General features: G+C 31.9%; 19 protein-coding genes and 1 tRNA gene. 13 read left to right on the top strand and 7 right to left on the bottom strand.

What is annotated here, in order from left to right; translation table 11 throughout:
• The first annotated feature begins 72 nt into the window (after nt 1-72).
• From nhaC to H8R24_RS02250, 13 genes are all read left to right on the top strand, one after another.
• A complete protein-coding gene (gene nhaC / locus H8R24_RS02310) occupies nt 73-1530 on the top strand; it encodes a Na+/H+ antiporter NhaC (RefSeq protein ID WP_187017004.1) in 1458 nt (485 codons plus the stop codon).
• 196 nt (nt 1531-1726) lie between these two features.
• Nucleotides 1727-2365 carry a peroxiredoxin gene (locus H8R24_RS02305; RefSeq protein WP_187017005.1) on the top strand — a complete coding sequence of 213 codons (639 nt, stop codon included), beginning with the start codon at nt 1727-1729 and terminating at the stop codon, nt 2363-2365.
• Between the two features lie 113 nt (nt 2366-2478).
• Complete coding sequence (locus tag H8R24_RS02300; RefSeq protein WP_187017006.1) at nt 2479-2787, top strand: thioredoxin family protein; 309 nt, start codon at nt 2479-2481, stop codon at nt 2785-2787.
• A 135-nt stretch (nt 2788-2922) separates the two neighbouring features.
• The gene (locus H8R24_RS02295; protein WP_074722499.1) at nt 2923-3180 is read left to right on the top strand and encodes a DUF6952 family protein; all 258 of its coding nucleotides are present in this window, start codon (nt 2923-2925) and stop codon (nt 3178-3180) included.
• 188 nt (nt 3181-3368) lie between these two features.
• Nucleotides 3369-3866, top strand: a complete 498-nt coding sequence (gene tpx / locus H8R24_RS02290; protein ID WP_187017007.1) for a thiol peroxidase — start codon at nt 3369-3371, stop codon at nt 3864-3866.
• A 10-nt stretch (nt 3867-3876) separates the two neighbouring features.
• Nucleotides 3877-4251, top strand: coding sequence for a diacylglycerol kinase family protein (locus H8R24_RS02285; protein WP_187017008.1), 375 nt, complete (start codon nt 3877-3879; stop codon nt 4249-4251).
• Between the two features lie 17 nt (nt 4252-4268).
• Nucleotides 4269-6704, top strand: a complete 2436-nt coding sequence (locus H8R24_RS02280) for a DNA translocase FtsK (protein WP_187017009.1) — start codon at nt 4269-4271, stop codon at nt 6702-6704.
• Nucleotides 6705-6708: 4 nt separating this feature from the next.
• Nucleotides 6709-7350, top strand: a complete 642-nt coding sequence (locus H8R24_RS02275) for a LolA family protein (RefSeq protein ID WP_187017010.1) — start codon at nt 6709-6711, stop codon at nt 7348-7350.
• A gap of 9 nt (nt 7351-7359) precedes the next feature.
• Nucleotides 7360-8811, top strand: a complete 1452-nt coding sequence (locus H8R24_RS02270) for an LptF/LptG family permease (RefSeq protein ID WP_187017011.1) — start codon at nt 7360-7362, stop codon at nt 8809-8811.
• Nucleotides 8804-9937 carry a 3,4-dihydroxy-2-butanone-4-phosphate synthase gene (gene ribB, locus H8R24_RS02265; RefSeq protein WP_187017012.1) on the top strand — a complete coding sequence of 378 codons (1134 nt, stop codon included), beginning with the start codon at nt 8804-8806 and terminating at the stop codon, nt 9935-9937. Before H8R24_RS02270 ends, ribB begins: the two co-directional genes overlap by 8 nt.
• A gap of 166 nt (nt 9938-10103) precedes the next feature.
• Nucleotides 10104-10188 (top strand) — tRNA-Ser (locus H8R24_RS02260).
• 116 nt (nt 10189-10304) lie between these two features.
• Nucleotides 10305-10925: a hypothetical protein gene (locus H8R24_RS02255; protein WP_187017013.1), complete on the top strand. Its 621-nt coding sequence runs from the start codon at nt 10305-10307 to the stop codon at nt 10923-10925.
• A gap of 623 nt (nt 10926-11548) precedes the next feature.
• On the top strand, nt 11549-12304 hold the full coding sequence (locus H8R24_RS02250; RefSeq protein ID WP_187017014.1) for a hypothetical protein: 756 nt from the start codon (nt 11549-11551) through the stop codon (nt 12302-12304).
• A 77-nt stretch (nt 12305-12381) separates the two neighbouring features.
• Here the strand turns inward: H8R24_RS02250 and H8R24_RS02245 are convergent, their stop codons facing one another.
• The 7 genes from H8R24_RS02245 to H8R24_RS02215 form a co-directional block, all read right to left on the bottom strand.
• Nucleotides 12382-13248, bottom strand: coding sequence for a phospholipase D-like domain-containing protein (locus H8R24_RS02245; RefSeq protein WP_187017015.1), 867 nt, complete (start codon nt 13246-13248; stop codon nt 12382-12384).
• Between the two features lie 1051 nt (nt 13249-14299).
• Nucleotides 14300-14908 (bottom strand): hypothetical protein, encoded by a 609-nt coding sequence (locus H8R24_RS02240; RefSeq protein WP_187017016.1) that lies wholly within the window; start codon nt 14906-14908, stop codon nt 14300-14302.
• 3 nt (nt 14909-14911) lie between these two features.
• Nucleotides 14912-15115, bottom strand: a complete 204-nt coding sequence (locus H8R24_RS02235) for a hypothetical protein (protein ID WP_187017017.1) — start codon at nt 15113-15115, stop codon at nt 14912-14914.
• Nucleotides 15116-15353: 238 nt separating this feature from the next.
• On the bottom strand, nt 15354-16958 hold the full coding sequence (locus tag H8R24_RS02230; RefSeq protein WP_187017018.1) for a hypothetical protein: 1605 nt from the start codon (nt 16956-16958) through the stop codon (nt 15354-15356).
• A 234-nt stretch (nt 16959-17192) separates the two neighbouring features.
• Entirely contained in the window at nt 17193-18098 is a 906-nt protein-coding gene (locus H8R24_RS02225) for a DUF5655 domain-containing protein (RefSeq protein ID WP_187017019.1), read from the bottom strand.
• A complete protein-coding gene (locus H8R24_RS02220) occupies nt 18082-19095 on the bottom strand; it encodes a virulence RhuM family protein (RefSeq protein WP_187017020.1) in 1014 nt (337 codons plus the stop codon). The genes H8R24_RS02225 and H8R24_RS02220 overlap by 17 nt, the downstream gene beginning before the upstream one ends.
• 30 nt (nt 19096-19125) lie before the next feature.
• A complete protein-coding gene (locus H8R24_RS02215; RefSeq protein WP_187017021.1) occupies nt 19126-20382 on the bottom strand; it encodes a Shedu anti-phage system protein SduA domain-containing protein in 1257 nt (418 codons plus the stop codon).
• Between the last annotated feature and the right edge of the window lie 3 nt (nt 20383-20385).

The raw sequence follows: 20385 nt of genomic DNA, 5'->3' as shown, positions 1-20385 counted from the left end.
TTTACAAGAACATAGCCCCCGTTAGGTAGATGGGTGTTTTTTTGTCTATATTGCAATTTCAAATAATACAATATGGATATCAAAATCAATAAAAACAAAGAATTATCAATCACAGAGGCTATGATTCCGGTCATTGCCCTCGTATTACTTTTGGGCTATAATGTTTCTGTTTATGGAGATGAAGCTTTGAGTGGTAGTAATCAATTTGTTTTATTATTAGGAGCAGCTGTAGCGGCTATTGTAGGTTTCTTCAATAAAGTCACTTACCAAAAGATGATGGAAGAAGTTGCCGAAAACATCCGATCTACTGTGGGAGCCATTTTAATTTTATTGATGGTAGGTGCATTGGCAGGAACTTGGCTAGTGAGTGGTATAATCCCTTCGATGATTTACTACGGTTTACAAATATTAAGTCCGGCTATCTTTTTACCAGCCACCTTAATTATATGTTCAATTATCTCTATTGCAACAGGAAGTTCTTGGACTACCAGTGCAACTGTAGGTATTGCATTAATAGGTGTGGGTGGCGCATTAGGTTTTGATCTAGGAATGGTGGCAGGTGCGGTCATCTCTGGAGCCTATTTTGGAGACAAACTTTCCCCTATGTCAGATACCACAAACCTTGCTCCTGCAATGGCTGGAACCGATTTGTTTACACACATTCGTTACATGACATTGACCACGATTCCTACTTACATCATCAACTTAATTTTATTTATCATTTTAGGGTTGACTGTAGATATTAAAGGTGACGTTAATATTGCTGACTTATTACGTGATATAGAAGCATCCTTTACCATTTCGGCTTGGTTATTTTTAGTACCGGCCACTGTCATTGGACTTATCGTTAAAAAAACAGAACCACTTATTGCATTATTAACTGGAACCTTATTAGCAGCTGTTTTTGCAGTTCTTTTTCAACCACACATTCTAAACCAAATTGCAGGTGTTGAAAGGATGACATTCGAGTCGGCTTACAAAGCAGTAATGGACGCCATAACAGGCAAAATAGTTGTCCCAACAGACAATAAAACTTTGGCCGATTTATTCACTTCGGGTGGAATGCAAAAAATGTTAGGAACCATCTGGCTGATTATTTGTGCAATGGTTTTTGGAGGAATAATGGACGCTATTGGTGCTTTGGCAAGAATTAGCCAAACTTTACTGAAACTAGCACATACTACTTTTGGATTATTTGCTGCTACAGTAGGAAGTTGTTTAGCCTTAAACATCACCGCTTCTGATCAATATTTAGCAATTGTAGTTCCCGGAAAAATGTTTGCGAAAGCATTCAAAGAAAAGGGATTAGCCCCAGAAAACCTAAGTAGAACCCTTGAAGATTCTGGAACAGTAACATCCGTATTGATCCCTTGGAATACCTGTGGTGCTTATCAAGCGGGTACGTTAGGAGTTCCTACATTTGATTATTTGCCTTACGCTTTCTTTAATATTTTAAGTCCGTTTATGACATTACTATTTGCAGCATTCAATATTAAAATACGTCAATTGGTTATTGATGAAAAAATTTAGGTAGAAAACGACTTTAAATCATCTTAACAGATAAATACTAAAACCATGACTTACTAACAGTTATGGTTTTTGTTTTTATACTAATAAGCAAATCCTATTGCTACATAAAAATATATAATTGAAACTGATTGTACGATTATTGATGATATGCGTATTTTTGCAGTATCAAAATAATTAACATTAAAAAAATAAACTTATGTCTTTAGTAGGAAAAAAATTCCCAAGTATTGCAGTTGACGCTATATCAGAAATGGGTGATAACATGAAAATCAACATTTTTGACGAAGCAGTAAACAATAACAAAAAAGTACTTTTGTTTTGGTACCCAAAAGATTTTACTTTTGTTTGCCCAACAGAACTACACGCTTTTCAAGCTGCTTTACCTGAATTTGAAAAAAGAAATACTATTGTAATAGGTGCTTCTTGTGATACGAACGAAGTACACTTTGCTTGGTTAAACACTCCTAAAAACAACGGTGGAATTGAAGGTGTAACTTACCCAATTCTTGCTGATACAAACAGAAACTTATCTAACATTTTAGGTATTCTTGACATTGATTCAACTGAGTATAGTGAAGAAACAGATTCAGTTATCGTTGAAGGATCTAACGTAACTTTTAGAGCTACTTACTTAATTGACGAAACTGGAAAAATCTTCCACGAAAGCGTAAACGATATGCCACTAGGTCGTAACGTAAACGAGTACTTACGTATGGTTGATGCTTACACACACGTTCAAGAAAAAGGAGAAGTTTGTCCTGCTAACTGGGAAGCTGGTAAAGAAGCAATGAGCGCAGACAGAAAAAGTACAGCTGAATACTTAAGCTTAAACTAATTTACTTTTAAGTTGCTAAGATATCAAAGTTGCTAAGGTCCTAAGTTTTGTATACACTTAAAACCTTAGTAACTTAGAAACTTAGTGATAAGAACATTTAAAAAACAAAAAATATGTTAATAGATTTAACCGAAGATACATTAGCTGATTTAGTAAGCCAAAACAACAAAGTTGTAGTGCAATTTTCAGCTTCATGGTGTGGTAACTGCCGAATCATGAAACCAAAATTCAAAAAATTAGCTACAGAAAACGAAGCCATTACATTTGTACTTGTAGATGCTGAGAATTCACCTGAATCAAGAAAATTAGCTAATGTGAGTAACTTACCTACTTTTGCCACTTTTGTAGATGGAAAACTAGTAAACGAAACACAAACAAACAAGCAAGAAGTACTAATTGAATTAGTAAACGAAATTGTTTAATTAATTTATATAAAGTTTAATATTCTTTCGCTTGATAGATAAATTTAATAGTAAACTAAAATATCATTTCTGAAGCAACACATCACTTTAAACTTTAGAGCTTTAAAACTTTAAACCTTACACGAAAAGAAAAACATGAAATTACCTGTAATAAAACATCTTACACAATTTATAGAAGAGAACGATCAAGATTATATCATAGAAACCATTGATGTTCTGGAAGCAATGACTGAAATTCCATCATTGAAAGACGAAGAATTAGATGTTATAGGAGAATTAATTTCAAATATGTACGGCGCTCTTGAAGTACATAAAATGGTAAAAAACGGTACCGATAAAAAAGAAGCCTTAAACACTTTCATGAAAAGAGTTTTAGGATCGATTGACAAATAACAATCCATTTTTTCTTCAAATAATCAAGAAACGCAATTCGAAATGAGTGCGTTTTTTTTTGTTTAAAACAATTTGTATACAAAAGACATTCAGATACAACAGATTGCAAAAGTTCTAAAATCTTAAGAGTTCGCACACGAATCTTAAATAAATTTCATACTTTTGAACCTTAACAAAAAACTATAAAAATGGCTTCAATTACATTAGGAGGAAATCCAATAAATACATCAGGAGAGTTACCAAAAGTAGGAACTAAATTAGCTAATTTCAAATTAATCCAAAATGACCTATCAGTAGCTTCATTAGGAAGTTTTGCAGGGAAAAAATTAGTTTTAAATATTTTTCCAAGTATTGATACTGGAACATGTGCTGCCTCAGTTAGAAAATTCAATGAATCTGCAGCAAAATTAGACAACACAGCTGTGTTATGTATTTCTAGAGATTTACCCTTTGCTCAAAAACGTTTTTGTGGAGCTGAAGGAATCGAAAATGTAGTAAACTTATCTGATTTTAACGGAGGTGACTTTGGTAAAACAAATGGTTTAGAAATTGTTGATGGCCCATTGGCTGGATTACACTCTAGAGTTCTTATTGTAACTGATGTTGATGGAACCATCCTTCACACAGAGCAAGTAGGTGAAATTGCTGACGAACCTAATTATGAAGCTGCGCTTGCAGTACTTTAATTAAAAATTAATGGAGTTTCAAAAAGACAATACTTTCTTTACCGGAAGATTAAAAAGCGTGACGTATGCTTTTAAAGGAGCTGTAAAATTAATTACCACGGAACACAGTATAATGGTACAATTTTCCCTTGGAATCTTGTTAAGTATTACTGGATTTTACTTCAATATCACATCGACTGAATGGCTTTTTCAAACCATGGCCATTGGTTTAGTAATGAGTATCGAAGGATTGAATACCGCTGTAGAAAAAATAGCCGACTTTATACATCCTAATTATCATGAGAGAATTGGATTTATCAAAGATATCGCTGCCGGTGCTGTATTCTTTGCAGCAATCACAGCAATAATAATCGGTTTAATCATATACATGCCTAGATTTTTATAGGCATAAGACAACCCATAATGGCAAAAACAACAAAAAAAGAACCTTTAGACAAAAAGAGTAAATCAAAAGTAGGTGTTGAAAAATCATGGGAATTAACAAAACAACACAAAATTGTTTTGGGTAGTTTACTGATCTTATTTTCAGTTGCTTTGCTAGTGGCTTTTATTTCCTTTTACCTCCACGGACAAGAAGACCAAAGTGCAGTATCTGAATTTACAGATCGCTCTGAGGAAGTTCAAAACTGGTTAGGGAAATTTGGCGCCTACCTAGCTGATTTAATCGTTTATAGGGGTTTTGGGTTGGCTTCTTTCCTATTTGTCCGTTTATTTTTCTTGACAGGTGTTTACTTCATCGTAGGTATATCGCCAAAAAAATTAAAAGGAATATGGTTTTGGGATTTATTTGCCTTAATCATTGTATCAGTATTACTAGGATTCTTTGCCACTTCTTTACCAGAATTGGGCGGAACTGTAGGATATGAGTTGAATTTATTTTTGCAAGATTACATTGGAAAAACAGGAACCTTATTAACCTTACTTTTTGGATTGATCATATATGTGATTTTCAAAATGAAATTGTCTCCTGAAAAAATCATGTCGGTTTTTGAAAATACTAAAAAGGAAATCAAAACCGACTTGAATACCGCAACTGCAACCAGCGGTGATGCAGCTTACAATCTAGAAGAATTTGCTATTGACGAAGATAAAGAATTGGAGAACATTCAATTAAAACCAAAACCTTCTCAATTTGAAATCAATAAAGAATCGATGAAACCTACGATTTCACATTCTTCTGAAATTAATTTGGATCCAGTTGTAAAAACAACTCCACCACCAATCAAACCGATTGTTGAAGCACCAACAGATACCTTTGTTGTTGAAACAGCACCAGAGGAAGATTTAGTTACTGAAAATCTAGCTTCCCGACTTGTGTCTGATTTTGGATTATTTGACCCAACTTTAGATTTATCGAATTACAAATACCCAACAATAGATTTATTAAAAGAATATTCAACTGGCGGAATTACCATCAATCAGGAAGAATTAGAAGAAAATAAAAACCGAATTGTAGAAACCCTGCGCAATTACAAAATTGAGATTGCACAAATTAAAGCAACCGTAGGACCATCGGTAACTTTGTATGAAATTGTACCCGAAGCAGGTATTAGAATATCAAAAATCAAGAATCTTGAGGACGATATTGCACTATCACTTTCGGCCTTAGGAATTCGTATCATTGCTCCTATCCCAGGAAAAGGAACAATAGGTATTGAAGTTCCAAACAAGAATCCTACCATGGTTTCAATGAAAAGTGTTATTGGCTCAGCCAAATTTCAAGAAGCCGAAATGGAATTGCCTATCGCTCTTGGAAAAACAATCTCTAACGAAACATTTGTTGTCGATCTAGCCAAAATGCCTCACTTATTGATGGCAGGTGCTACAGGACAAGGAAAATCAGTAGGATTGAACGCTGTTCTTACTTCATTATTATACAAAAAACATCCAGCCGAAGTAAAGTTTGTCTTGGTGGACCCGAAAAAAGTAGAGCTTACTTTATTCAATAAAATTGAAAGACATTATCTAGCAAAACTACCTGATACCGAAGACGCTATCATCACAGACAATGCCAAGGTAGTCAATACCTTGAATTCACTTTGCGTAGAAATGGACAACCGTTACTCTTTATTAAAAGATGCTATGGTGCGTAATATAAAAGAGTACAATGATAAATTTAAGGCTCGAAAATTAAATCCTGAAAATGGACACCGTTTTCTACCTTACATTATTCTAGTAGTCGATGAGTTTGCCGATTTGATCATGACCGCAGGAAAAGAAGTAGAAGTTCCTATTGCTCGTTTGGCACAATTAGCCCGTGCTATTGGAATCCATTTAATTATTGCAACACAAAGACCATCGGTAAATGTAATCACCGGTTTGATTAAAGCGAATTTTCCTGCCCGAATCGCTTTTAGAGTAACATCAAAGATTGACTCAAGAACTATCCTTGACACTCAAGGAGCTGATCAATTGATAGGACGCGGAGATTTATTGTACACCAACGGAAATGATGTGGTACGTGTACAATGTGCCTTTATCGATACTCCCGAAGTAGAAAAAATCACAGATTTTATAGGTTCACAAAAGGCATACGCGACTGCTTATTTACTTCCAGAGTTTGTGGGAGAAGAAAGTGGCATTAATCTTGATGTAGATATTTCCGAAAGAGATACTTTGTTTAGAGAAGCGGCCGAAATTATTGTGAATGCGCAACAAGGCTCCGCTTCATTGTTACAAAGAAAACTAAAATTGGGTTACAACAGAGCCGGACGATTAATTGATCAACTCGAAGCTGCTGGAATTGTAGGTTCCTTTGAAGGTAGTAAAGCACGTAGTGTAAACATCCTAGACATGAGTTCTCTTGATCAATTTTTTAACAATGAACAAAACAATTAAAATTATGAAAAAATTTATTCAAATTGCATTTATTATTCTTTTCAGCTTTTCGATTCAAGCACAAGACCAAAAGGCAAAAAACCTTTTAAATCAAGTAACATCAAAAGTAAAAAGTTATAATAATATTGTAATTGATTTTAAATATTCGTTAAATAACGCCAAAGAAAACATCAATCAAGATAGTAAAGGGAATGTAACCATGAAAGGCAACCAGTACGTGTTGAATTTTATGGGTATTACCAAAATATTTGACGGAAAAAAAACATATACAATTGTTCCCGAAGATGAAGAGGTTACTATTTCAAGTGTTAACGAGAAAGATGATAATGCCGTTACACCTTCAAAAATGTTAACATTTTTTAATAGTGGTTACAAATACTATATGGATGCTGTACAAGATATAAGAGGAAGAAAAATTCAATACATCAAATTAGTTCCAACTAGCAGTAGAGATCAAAGAAAAGAAATTCTTTTGGGAATCGATGTGCAAACAAAACACATTTATAATTTGATTGAAGTGGGTAAAAAAGGAACAAAAACAACATTAACCGTTAATTCTTTTAAAACCAACCAACCTTTGTCAAAAAATCAATTTACATTTGCACAAAGTAAATATCCAAATTACTACATCAATAAATTAGATTAGATCATTTAGGTGAAAATTCTCGACAAATACTTATTAAAAACATTCTTGATTACATTTGCTACGGTATTTGTAATCTTGTTTTTTATATTCATACTTCAAACCGTTTGGCTATTTATAGCTGAGCTAGCAGGTAAGGATTTAGACTTTGCATTAGTTATAAAATTTCTTTTATTTTCGATGCCTCGAATAATTCCATTAGTACTCCCCCTTTCTATTTTACTAGCTTCTATCATGTCGTTTGGTAATCTAGCCGAAAACTACGAATTTGCCGCGATGAAGTCTTCTGGGATTTCACTGCAGCGCGCTATGCGAGGGTTAACTGTATTTATTTTACTACTTAGTGTGGTAGCGTTTTTTTTCGCAAATAATGTAATTCCGTTTGCCGAATACAAATTCATCAATTTCAGAAAAAATATTGCTCAAGTAAAGCCTGCTATGGCCATTACAGAAGGACAGTTTAGCGATGTTGGGTTTTATAATATTAAAGTAAATAAAAAATCAGGTAAGGATGGAAACACCTTAACCGGAATTACAATTCATAAAAAATCCAATGTAGGTGATGGCAGTAAAACTGTTATCAAAGCCAAAGATGGAGAATTGATCAGTAGCGAAAAATCAAGTATATTGCAGTTAGTGCTAAACGATGGGAATTATTACGAAGATTTGATTCCGAAAAAATACGAAGACCGCAACAAATTGCCTTTTGCGAAAAGCAGTTTTAAAAGATACACGCTAAATATTGACTTGTCACAATTGAATAAAGTTGACGTAGATGACAACAATATTGCAAACACCAATACCATGCTTACTTTAAATGAGCTTAGCTACACACTAGACTCATTGCATAAAAATTTCAAAGCCGAAATAGTTTCGTACTCAGAAAACATCAATCAGAGAACAGGAATTATCAAGAACAATATCTATACTGAGAAAGCGAAGCCAAAAAGCAAAAAACTTCCAGACAACATCTTGTCATTGTACGCCAATGATCAAAAGTCAGAAATATTAAAGATTGCAAGTAGCAATGTAGTAAGTACAAATTACTCGATTGACACTACCCGCGTTAACCTAGAAAACAAACAAAAAAACATCAACAATCATTTGCTTGCCTTTTACGATAAATTTGTAATTGCATACGCCTGTTTAATGATGTTTTTTATAGGTGCTCCACTAGGCGCTATTATTAGAAAAGGAGGACTTGGACTTCCAATTATCTTTGCGGTATTAATATTTATATCGTTTCACTTTATAAACACTTTTGGAAAAAGAATTGCCCAAGAGGACGGATTATCTCCCTTTTTAGGCGCTTGGATGTCCTCCTTTATTCTTACTCCATTAGCTTTATTACTTACGTACAGAGCAACAAATGACATTGGTTTAATCAATATGGATGTTATTTTGACCCCTCTACAAAAATTATTTAAAAAACTACTTCCCGCAAAAAAATACAAAAATGGCTGAAAATAAAATACAACTCAACACAATTGAAGAAGCGATTGAAGACATTCGTCAAGGAAAAATAATCATTGTTGTTGATGATGAAGACAGAGAAAACGAAGGTGATTTCTTGGCAGCAGCCGAAATGGTTACTCCAGAAATGATTAACTTCATGGCCACTCACGGACGCGGACTAATATGCGCTCCATTGACAGAAAGTCGTTGTAAAGAATTAGGACTACACGTCATGGTTTCAAACAATACAGATCCAATGGAAACAGCCTTTACGGTATCTGTGGACTTAAGAGGAAATGGTGTTACTACAGGAATTTCGGCTGGAGACAGAGCCAAAACCGTTATGTCCCTCATAAATCCCAATACAAAACCACACGATCTAGCACGTCCTGGACATATATTTCCTTTGATTGCTAAACAAGGGGGTGTTTTAAGAAGAACAGGTCATACTGAAGCTGCAATTGACTTTGCAAGACTAGCTGGATTCAAATCGGCCGGAGTGATTGTCGAGATCATGAATGAAGATGGTAGCATGGCACGTTTGCCTCAATTAGTCGAGGTGGCGAAAAAATTTGACTTAAAATTGGTTTCAATAGAAGCGCTTGTGGCGTATAGAATGCAACACGATAGTTTGATTGTTAAAAAAGATGATTTTGATATCCAGACTCGTTTTGGAACATTTCGTTTAAGAGCCTATGAGCAAACAACCAACAAACAAATCCATATTGCTTTAACCAAAGGAACTTGGAATTTAGGAGAAGCCATATTGACCAGAATCAATTCGTCCCAAGTAAACAATGACTTATTAGGTACCTTGACTAACAATGCAGACCAACAGCTTGATGATATGTTTAAGGTGATCAACGAGCAAGGAAAAGGCGCTGTTATCTTTATCAACCAAGACATGCAATCTGTAAATTTATTGAGTCGATTGACTGAGTTGAAAGAATTACAAAACGAAGGAGAGATGAAAGCCCCAAAAATCATAATTGACAGTAAAGACTACGGTATAGGTGCTCAAATTTTACACGATATTGACATTTCAAAAATTAGATTAGTATCGAATACTGAACAAGGAAAACGTGTAGGAATGATAGGTTACGGCCTTGAAATAACAGAATACGTAAGCTACTAGAGCAAATTGATGCTGTTTTCAATTTTATTTTAATTGCTAATTAAAAGAGAATGAAACAATTAAAAAATAAAATAAAAAATTGTCTGATTTTTTATCAAAATAGGATTTAAAAACCAAAAAAGCATCTTATATTTGCACTCGCAATCAGCAATGATAGCGACAGACTGGAGAAATGGCAGAGCGGTCGAATGCGGCAGTCTTGAAAACTGTTGACTGTAACAGGTCCGGGGGTTCGAATCCCTCTTTCTCCGCAGGAAAATTACCCTAACCCTTATAAACAAAGGCGTTAGGGTTTTTTATTTACAATATATCCCCACATTATCCCCACAAGTATCTTTTTTTATTTTTTATTAACTTTAAAATAAAAATGGAATCACATAAATTATCCGTAAAAAGAATCCTTATCGATTTACTTTCAATCAAGGATCAATTGAAAATGCTTTTCAATAACAATACTGAATACGCAACCCTTATAAATTTCCTTACCGAGAAAGATTATTATAATGATGATGATATCCCTTTACCAAGTTTAAAAGAGATTGAATCTAAAACTGGATTAAAAACAAATCAACTTAGAAATCAGCTTTTAAATATCTATCAAGAATTATTTGAATATGATTCAAATAAAACATTAGAATTTAATAATAAAGAATACTTCTTCTTTCTAGAATTTAATAAAACATATGCCTCTTTTACACTCAAAAACATCAACCATCTACCAAGAATTGGAGAAAACATTACAATTCCTTTTTTAAAAGCAAAAATTCAATTAGAAGTTTTTTATGTTGAAGATATCAGACATGAATTTACAGGCACTTCTCAAAGGATTGAAATATATTTAAAATCAGGTTATTTTAATTCCTATTTCCATTTCCGAAAACATCAAGCTTTGGAAGAAAACGAAATAGGTATTCTAGAAATACATGATATGACGGATTATCAAATTAAAGAAAGATTACGAATGGGTCGATTTAAATACAATAGATAAAAAAACCGCTTATTTCTAAGCGGCCAATAAAAAGTATCGAAATATAAATTACCGTACCAAAGCTAATTTAAGATACTCCCCTTTAAGTTTTGCTGTGCTTTTGTGTTTTAATTTACCCAATAATTAAAGATTCAACTTGTTCTAATTTTAAACTTGTGAATTGACAGAATTCCTCAATCGATACCAATTCGTTTTCAAGCTTTCTAAGCTCCTTTCTTATCTTTTGTAGTATTCTAGTACTTTGTCGATAACTCTTCCCTGTAATACGTTGTATATCCTTCGGGTAAATACACAATCTTTTATTCTGGCTTCTCATACTCTATCTATGGCTTTGATTAGGCTTTGTAATAGTTAAAACATTATAATCCATTCTGAAAAAAGTTTTAAATTAATTAGAAAGAACTTTGCTTTAAAGCTCCAAATTACAATTATATGTTGAGCTATTAGAGACATCTTAGTCGTTTGTTGCCGTTTGTGTCTTAATGTGCCGTAATGCATCGTACTACCATATAAACATGATAAAACCATCCTATATTTACTTTAATATCAATATTTTAAATCTTAAAAAAGAAATAAATATTGATACAATTTTAAATAATTAACAACATAAATTTTTTCGAATTATGGCAAGACAGAATGGGATTATCAAATTGAAAGGTACTATCGGGGATATTACTTTTTACAAAACTAAAGACGGGCATTTAGCACGTGAAAAAGGCGGAATTGATGCCAACAGAATTAAAAACGATCCTGCATTTCAAAGAACACGTGAAAATGGTTCTGAATTTGGTAGAGCAGGAAAAGCAGGAAAAACTTTAAGAACAGCTTTAAGAACGTTGTTATTAAATTCGTCAGATGGCAGAGTAGTAAGTCGACTTACACAATCCATGGTAAAGGTTATACAAGCCGACACAACAAGTGAAAGAGGTTTAAGAAATGTTATTGATGGAGAAGCCGAATTACTTACTGGTTTTGAATTTAATATTAGAGGTAAATTAGGAACTAGCCTGTTTGCTCCATATACAGCGAATATTGACAGAACTTCTGGAGCTATATCCGTTAGTATCGATTCATTTGTTCCTGCAAATATGATTGCTGCCCCAAGTGGAACAACGCATTTTAAAATTACCTCTGCAGGAGCTGAAGTAGATTTTGAAGCAGAAACTTTTGTTTCTTCAACTTCTGAAACTTTTATTTTACCTTGGGATTTCAATGGAACTGCTACAATTAATCAAACAAATAACGTTACCCCTGCAAGCACAAAACCATTATTTCTTGCTTTAGGAATAGAATTCTTCCAAGAAGTAAATGGTAGTATGTATCCATTGAAAAATGGCTCTTTTAATCCTTTAGCATTGGTACAAGTAAGTGGATTGTAATTTAGTTATCCTTTTCATAGTAAAGCCTAGTCGCGAGACTAGGCTTTATTTGTTAGTATTTGTTATTTTTTGGCATTTTAAAACCCTCTTCCATTTGACAATTGCTTACGATTTGTATAACAATAATCCTTTATTTCTTGAGTCTGACTTATAAAATCAATTACTGCATTTATTACTTTATCGGATTCTACTTCATGTAAATTATTAATATTATTGACTTTTAAATCATAATCAAGAGTTGCCCATAAAGAATCATAATGCCTATCTCTACCCTTGATAATCTCATATTGTAAAAAATCACTATCCAATTCATTTTGGATTGACATTGAATATTCATATTCAATACCTGAAATAATAGCAGACATTCTTAGCTTGTTTTTACCTCTTTGGTTTGAGATAAAAAAATCATAATTGTTGGATCCAATTTTAAAAGAGATACTTTCATCATCTTGAAACGCTTCTACACTATTAAATGAAAATATATCAATTAACTTATTATATAAGCTAGTTTTCCAATCAATATCAATAGATTCTTTTATTTTTTCTTTCAGTAAATAGGTTTCATAGAAACTTAATAATTCTCCAAATTCTATTTTTGACTCTGTTTTATAACCTAACTCTAAGGAATTTATTTCAGAACTTAAAAGTAAATTCATTGATGTTACAATTCCGTATTTTTCATTCAAATATAATTTAGCATGCAAGTTTGGAATACATATAGGTGTAATACCTATGTTCACTACTTGCTTATATGAATCTGGCTCATTATCTCTTATATAAAATTCAACTTCAATATTTCTATTTTTTAAATCCTTTAGTTTTTTAACCAACTTATACCATTTATCGAATTTACAATATGGAGAAACAATTATTACTTTTTCATTAGCTTCATCTAGTAAATTTAATATTTCACCAGAAACATTATTAGGCTTTAATAGTATCATTTTTATTATTAAAATTTTATGCTAAAATATAAACTTATTTTAAATAATTTATTTCTTTAATTACTATATATTCTACTTCAAAAGAAAAAGAAAAAAAAGAAAGTCGCCCTTACTGAGAAGGTTTCAAATAAAGTCAAGTTTTTTTGAAAAAATACTACCCAACTGTTCTTGCTTATTTTAATCGTGTTTGTAAATTCGGATTATGAATTGAAAATGTAAGGGTGGAGATTTTTTCAAAAACCCGTAGGGCTTGAACTTTACTATTTGAAACCGTAGCAGACCTTTACTTTCTTTTTATTTATTTTTTTTGTAGCAGGATGTTTCTTGTTTATACTCCTTTTGAGATGTTTCTTTTGGAATCGGCAATCAAACACCCCCAAGCACCGCAAGGAATGGAGCTAAAATGTAGCGGTAGCGGAATTATAGCGGAATGTATGAGGAGCGCAGTGGCGGGGTTGCGGCAATCGAACAGCCGCCATAAACGCGAGAGTTGAGCGTAGGCACGGAGCGAAACGTAGCGGATATGAGCGTGTAACGGCGGGGAAAAAATATAAGATAGCCTTTGGCGTTCCATGATTTAGGGCATAGCGACCTTTTATCATTAAAGTTTAAAAGAAAATATAATCATCTCTTTGCACTAAATGTACTTAAATGCAGATTGTAGAGCGAGCCAACCCCGATGGCTGTGCGAAGGAGCAACCGCTGAAAAAATATAGGGCGGCAGACATAATACTGCTGGAATGAAGTGAAACGTAGCTTGCGGAGTGTAACGTAATGAAGCGGTATTGTGGATGCATAAGCCCGACCGAACGCAGGAAGAGACCGTGTGAAGATGAGGAACAAGCAGTGCAATAAAACAGATGCTTATTTTCAAGCTGCTGTTTTATTGTGACTGCGCCGTGTCTGTGGAATGGAGGGAAACCTAACTATTGAATAGAATAACTTAATTGCTTATTTACCGAAAATGTTCTTATGGAAATATAAGGTTGACCGACTGTAACAGCCGAACGGAACAAAGGGAACGACCGAAGAGAGACCGCTTGATTGCACGTTATTTATCCTTGAAATCTCTTGGTATAAAAAAACCTTTTATGCAGTTTTGATTTCTTATCGCTATTTGAATGTGATTTTTCTCTTTAAAACCTGCATTTGCATACAAATCATCTCCCTCAAAAAAAACACCCCTAACGGAATCATAATCAGGTTTGTTCATTTTTTTATTTAATTCATGAACCGATTGTATAACTGCACAATCCAAATTTCTCCTTAATAATTCACCTTTTTCATTTCTTACATTAACTGGTAATTTAGTATCGTAATCTTGATGTGATTTACAAAGAAAATTATAGGAGATTTTTAATATTTCTAAAAATTTAGAATCCATTAAATCTAAACAATAACCTAAATCAATTATTACCCCTAATACAGCAGGTTCTTTAATTAAATTTTCTTTTCCCTTAGGAGGATTCTCCATTAACTCTTGAGCAAATTTCAAAGCACGTTCATGATTGTTTTCCCAAAAATAAACTCCATTCCCAAGCCAGTCATAAATATTTTCACTAGGTTTCAATATGAATCCTTTTTCAGAAACTATTCTGTCTCTAATTTCTTTGTCACAACCATGAAAACCTAAAATTAAACCAGTACGCCTAGAATACATAGACTACTTTTTTGAAGTGTTTTTCGAGTCTTGTTTATAACCAATATTAACTGGTTCTGAAGATGAATAAACCTTAGTTAATCTACCAGTTTCAGTGTGAATACCAGCATCAACAAAAAACTTCTTTACATCATTTTCAGACTTTAAAAGGTTTGAAGAATACTTTCTAAGTTCTTCAATATAATCTTTATGTTCTTTTGTTGTCATGTTAACTATGGTTTTATTACGTTGGTAAAAGTATACTATTTACTTTAGATAAAAAAAATAAATATAAAGCACCTAAACAAAGGTATTTTGTAGATACCAATTTAACGTATTATTTTCAATAAAGTTACAAATACAATGTTAAAACTTAAACTATCACTAATTCAACATCTAATGCAGTTTCTATAATTGGGATTTCTATTTAATCCATTGAGAATTGCTATAATTGATTTTTCTGTCATTATAAATAATATTTATCAATTATATCTTTTAGCGATTTAAAATCATTTTCTTCAATTAATTCAAGTAACTTCTCTCTGTCATAAAAAACATCAAGCCTTTTGGGTTTAAAAGTACCTTTATTTAATTCTATTAAATGTGCTATTGCTTCAGGTTCAAACATACTAGAAGTTATATAAACGGCTTTAAAAGCATATCCATTATCAATGTCTACTTGATATTTATCCTTAATAAATGGTAATGTTCGGTTAAAAAACCATTTTAAAGTATATTTAGTGTCATATTTACCTAATGGTATTTGATGTGCCGAATGATACCCTTTTAACTCGATAACTATTATCTCTTTAGGATTAGAAGATCTTATTACATAATCATACTCATACCTTTCCTTTTCTACCTTTTGAGTATCTTTATTAGTGAAGGTTTTCGAGTGATAAACGTTTGGATTTATATCAGCGCTAGGATATTGGTGTTTCAAAACTTGATACATCATTACTTCAAACAATGTACCTTTTAAAGCACCCAACTGAACTTCTTGCCCAGAATCCTTTATTGTTTTTAAAGTGTCTTCTATTGTTTTCTCAAAGTCCTCATTTTCTAGAAATTTTTTATTAAGCTGGAGTTTAGAAACATTTTCTAATATTGAAAAAATATTTGAGCCATAAATTGAACCTATATCGTAACATAGAAAGCCCAAAGATCTTAAAGTGCTTAAAATATATGAAGAGCAACTTCGATATATAACTATTGGTATAATTTTACGTGTACCGGTTGTAACTGAATTTAAATTAATTTGTATTCTGCTTAAAAAGCCATCTAAATCTATTTGATTGTAATCTCTCGACAATAAAATATCAACCACAACTAAAGTTTGCTTTTCTATAGTTTTAGCTCCATTGGCTGTTACAGGGTTTAATCCTGTTGCTTTTGTGTAACCGAAAGCGTCCCACAAAAGATTGTTATGAACTGCTCCCAAGGATGGAGTTATTTTATTTCTGAATCTATTATTTAAAGATGTAATAAGATTTGATTTTGCTAACCAATCTATAATATCTTTCACAAAAAGAGAATCGATAAGCAATTTCGAAAAATGCGTTTTAATTAATTTCTCTTCCGTTTCTTTTACCGTTTGTAATAATATGTATTTAACATCATTTGCGTCTTTAGCCAAATAAACAAAATCGCCGTTTTTTAAAACTTCAATTAAGTCATCGAGTAAATCAATTTTAGCACCTGTTCTTATTAGAGGTGACGCTGTAATTTTTAATGCTTCATAATAGGATATGATTCCATCGTTTATATCTAAACTTTCAATTAATCTATATAATGGCGGTCTATATATTTTTGCAATTTCTTTTATAACATCTTTTGTCAGTTTTTGTCCTGGAAGAAAGTAAACAAACTGACCTTTTCCAAAAGTCATTGGTGAAGATGATTTTACAAGGCCTTTAGCAACAACACGTTTAATAATCTGACGAGAATAGACATTTGTTACATTAAATTTTTCAGAAAGCAAATCACACAGTTCTTTACTTACTTGAAATTTTTTCTTTTTAAGTATTTGTAATAAGTAATTATCGTACTGATTGTTATTAATTAAAGTCATTTTTTACAATTGTGTCACACTGCCCTTATCTTTTAATACTTTAAAAACAGACAAGCATCAAAAAAAATAACAAACAGACATATTTTAAAATTAAATAATTGATTATTAGTGTTTTAATATTTTTCAAATAAAAAAATAAATAAAAAACCAATGAAAAAAATAATACTTTTTGTTACGAGCCTTTATCATTCAGTCTAAATTATCACAGTATTTTTTCAGTTAGACTATTTAGAATTACTTAATAACTTGTTTTATCAAGCTCATTATATACTCTAAATCCTTATCATTTTCTATTTGAATTTGATAATCCCCATTTCCTCTATGGCCAATGTTTGAAACATCTTTTGATAATCCTTTAGGGTCGTCTAATGCTCCTATTTTGGCATTTATAAATACCTTTAACCCTTTCTTTTGCATTTCAATATCCGAAATATTACTGCCTTTTTTGAAAGCTATGTAGAATTTTTGAGGAATAATTTCTATCCCATCAGCAAGATTTATTATTGCAGCTTTAAACTTTTCGTATAATTCAATTGAAGTATCTGAACCGTTATTATAATGGTCTTCCTCTGTATATACTTTTATGTTTTCTTTTACCTCTTTAAGTTTCTCACTATTTTCTAAAAGTGGTTTTATACTTGGTGCTCCACTACTCTTTTTAATGCTATTGATACTTATAGTATTATTTTCAAATTGTTTCACCTCCCATAATTCTATACCAAAATCTTTAAAATCACTTGCTGAAATTTGATTTTCTGTAAAGCTTGGAGAAACAAAAGCTACTCTTGATTGTGACCAATCTACATCTTTACTATGTAAAGTGTCTTTTAATGTTTCGTTGTAGGTAAGTATGAATTCTGCTTTGTTTTGAAGCATTAAATTAAGATACGTTAAACCTTGGTCTACTACACTGTAGTTCTTGTCTCTTTTGTACTCAATAATGATAAATGCATTTGTTTGTTTGTCGTAAGCTAGAGAATCTATACGTTTGTTTTTTATTGCAAATTCTGACTTTACTAATTGCAAACTCATTACGTCTTGAAGATTGTTTTCAAAAATAGATTGAATTTCTCTTTCTAGCTTAAATGGCTTTTCTTTTACTTGGTTTAATTGACCTGAAGTGTTATTGTAGAGAATCATTTTTTTGTTTTTTTATTGTATTTTCAAGCGTTTTTAAATCTATTCTATCTGCTTCTTTGGCATCTTGTGCTTTTCTGTTTTGGTCGAATTGTGTATAGATTTCGTGTACTTGTTGCTCCATTTGCAGGTTGGATATTGCACCTTTTCCTTTTAGGACTGGTTTGTCGTTAAATGCTAATAGCTTGTCAATATTTTGTTGCCAAAAAGAGATAGGAATATCTTTTTTGTCTTTTACCCTTAGTTCTGCTGTTTCTAAAAAGATAACTACCAAGCGGTTTAAAGAATCTATTTCGTCTTGGGTGAGGTAATTTTTTGCAGTGATAATATCTTGTTTTCTTACTACATTACCTTTCCATGAAGTTAGTGCCATGTTGGGTTGCTGTGCATTGGCTCTTGATACTATAATTTCGGCAGCTGTTTGATTAGTTACGGCATACAGTAATTTGTTTTGTGTTTCTGCAAAAAACATTTGCGTTGCTTTGTCTGTGGGGTCGTAATCGCTACTTAGTGCCAATAAGTCTCTTACTTTTTGATAGAATCGTTTTTCAGAAGCACGAACATCCCTTATGCGTGCGAGTAGTTCGTCAAAATAATCGGGTCTGCCGTCTGGATTTTTTAAACGTTCGTCATCCATGACAAATCCTTTAATCATATATTCTTTGAGGTTTTGATTTGCCCAAATTCTAAATTGTGTACCTCTTTTACTTCGCACTCTAAACCCAATTGCTAAGATCATGTCTAGGGCATAAAAAGTAACTTCGTAATTTTTACCATCTGTGGCAGTTGTAAAGTAATTCTTTACAACTGAAATCTCTTGTAACTCTTTTTCTTCTAGTATGTTAGCTATGTGTTGCCCTATGTTTTGTTTAGAGGTGTCAAAAAGTTCTGCTAATTGGTTTTGGTTCATCCAAATAGTACCATCTTTAGAATATAAACTTACGGCTGATTTACCATCTTGTGTGTTGTAAATAATGATATTTTGCTCGTTTTGATCCATATTGTTATGTATGTGTTTAATAATGTTATTTTATAATTTTAAAATATCTTTAATAAAAATATGTTCATCAATTGTATACCAATCATCAGGAAGTTTTGTGTTATAAACTATATGAAATGCTCTTTCAAACAATTCATCGTACGTAATAATATCTAAATTTCTAATATCTCGTCTAAGTCTTTCAAAACAATCTGTTTTATATTCATTGTCTAGGTTTCTACTATGAGGAAATTCTAAATTTCTGTTTCCAATTATTAGTACTGACTTAGGATCTAAAATTCTATATTTTTTTGTATCCAAAATATTTCTACTTTCATCTATAAAATCTTTGCCAGAGCTTATTTCTGTTCTTTGTGCTAATGTTTGACTATATGCCTCAATAAATTCAGGGGAAAAATCCCAAGTATTAGCTCGAGATTTATTTGTTTTATTTTCTTTAAATATTTTTGTTTTAGAAGTTTTTAATTCAATTAATGTTGTGAAATAGGATATCCCAAGTAAATCAACCTTTGGACTACCTGAACCTATGGAATTCTCTTCTCCTACTTTTTGTTCTGATAGAAAATCTCTAATAAATTTAATATCTACATTCAATCCAATAATCCAATCATTTTCTTTTAAAAAATGATGCCATATAACTTCTTCACCTTTTTGTGAAATATTACGTTTAGTTCTAAAATATTCAAAAGGATTTTGACTTTGAACATTATAATTTTTTAACAAACAATAAAAACCAAATACTGCCTTTTTTCTATGATTACTTAAGATAACTTTAATATCTTCATTTGATAATTTAGTGCTTTCAGTAAGTTGTATTAATTCATTTATTTTTTCTTCTTCAGATTTGTTTTTAAATTCTAAAATGTAATTATCAAAACTAACTGCTTTATACTTTTTTTGAAAATCTCCAGTGTCTACAATTTCTTTAAATCCATCTAAAAAGTTTATTAGAGTCCAAAAGTTTTTTACTTCTTCACTTTCTGAAAATTTAATTATTATATCTTCTTTTATAGGTTTTTTTGTTTCCCCTTTATTATTTACTTTTCTAAATTCAATTCGTGGTAAGTAATTATTAGAATCACTTGATTTATAAAATGATACTTTGCAAATAGTTTTAGTCGTTTTTAATTCATTTATAATAAATCCACCATACAAAGTGCCAGACGTGTCTTGTAAGTAACAATTGTTTTTATCGTTATTTTCTTTTATTGTTAACGAGGTAATGTCATCTTTTGAAAGATTAAATAAATTTTCAAAAGGATTTTCAAAAGCATCAATTCTACTCATATA

Origin of the sequence: Flavobacterium muglaense (assembly GCF_014305155.1) — a bacterium.
In the GTDB taxonomy this organism is placed as follows: domain Bacteria; phylum Bacteroidota; class Bacteroidia; order Flavobacteriales; family Flavobacteriaceae; genus Flavobacterium; species Flavobacterium muglaense.
This window is presented reverse-complemented; position numbering and strand designations above follow the sequence as displayed.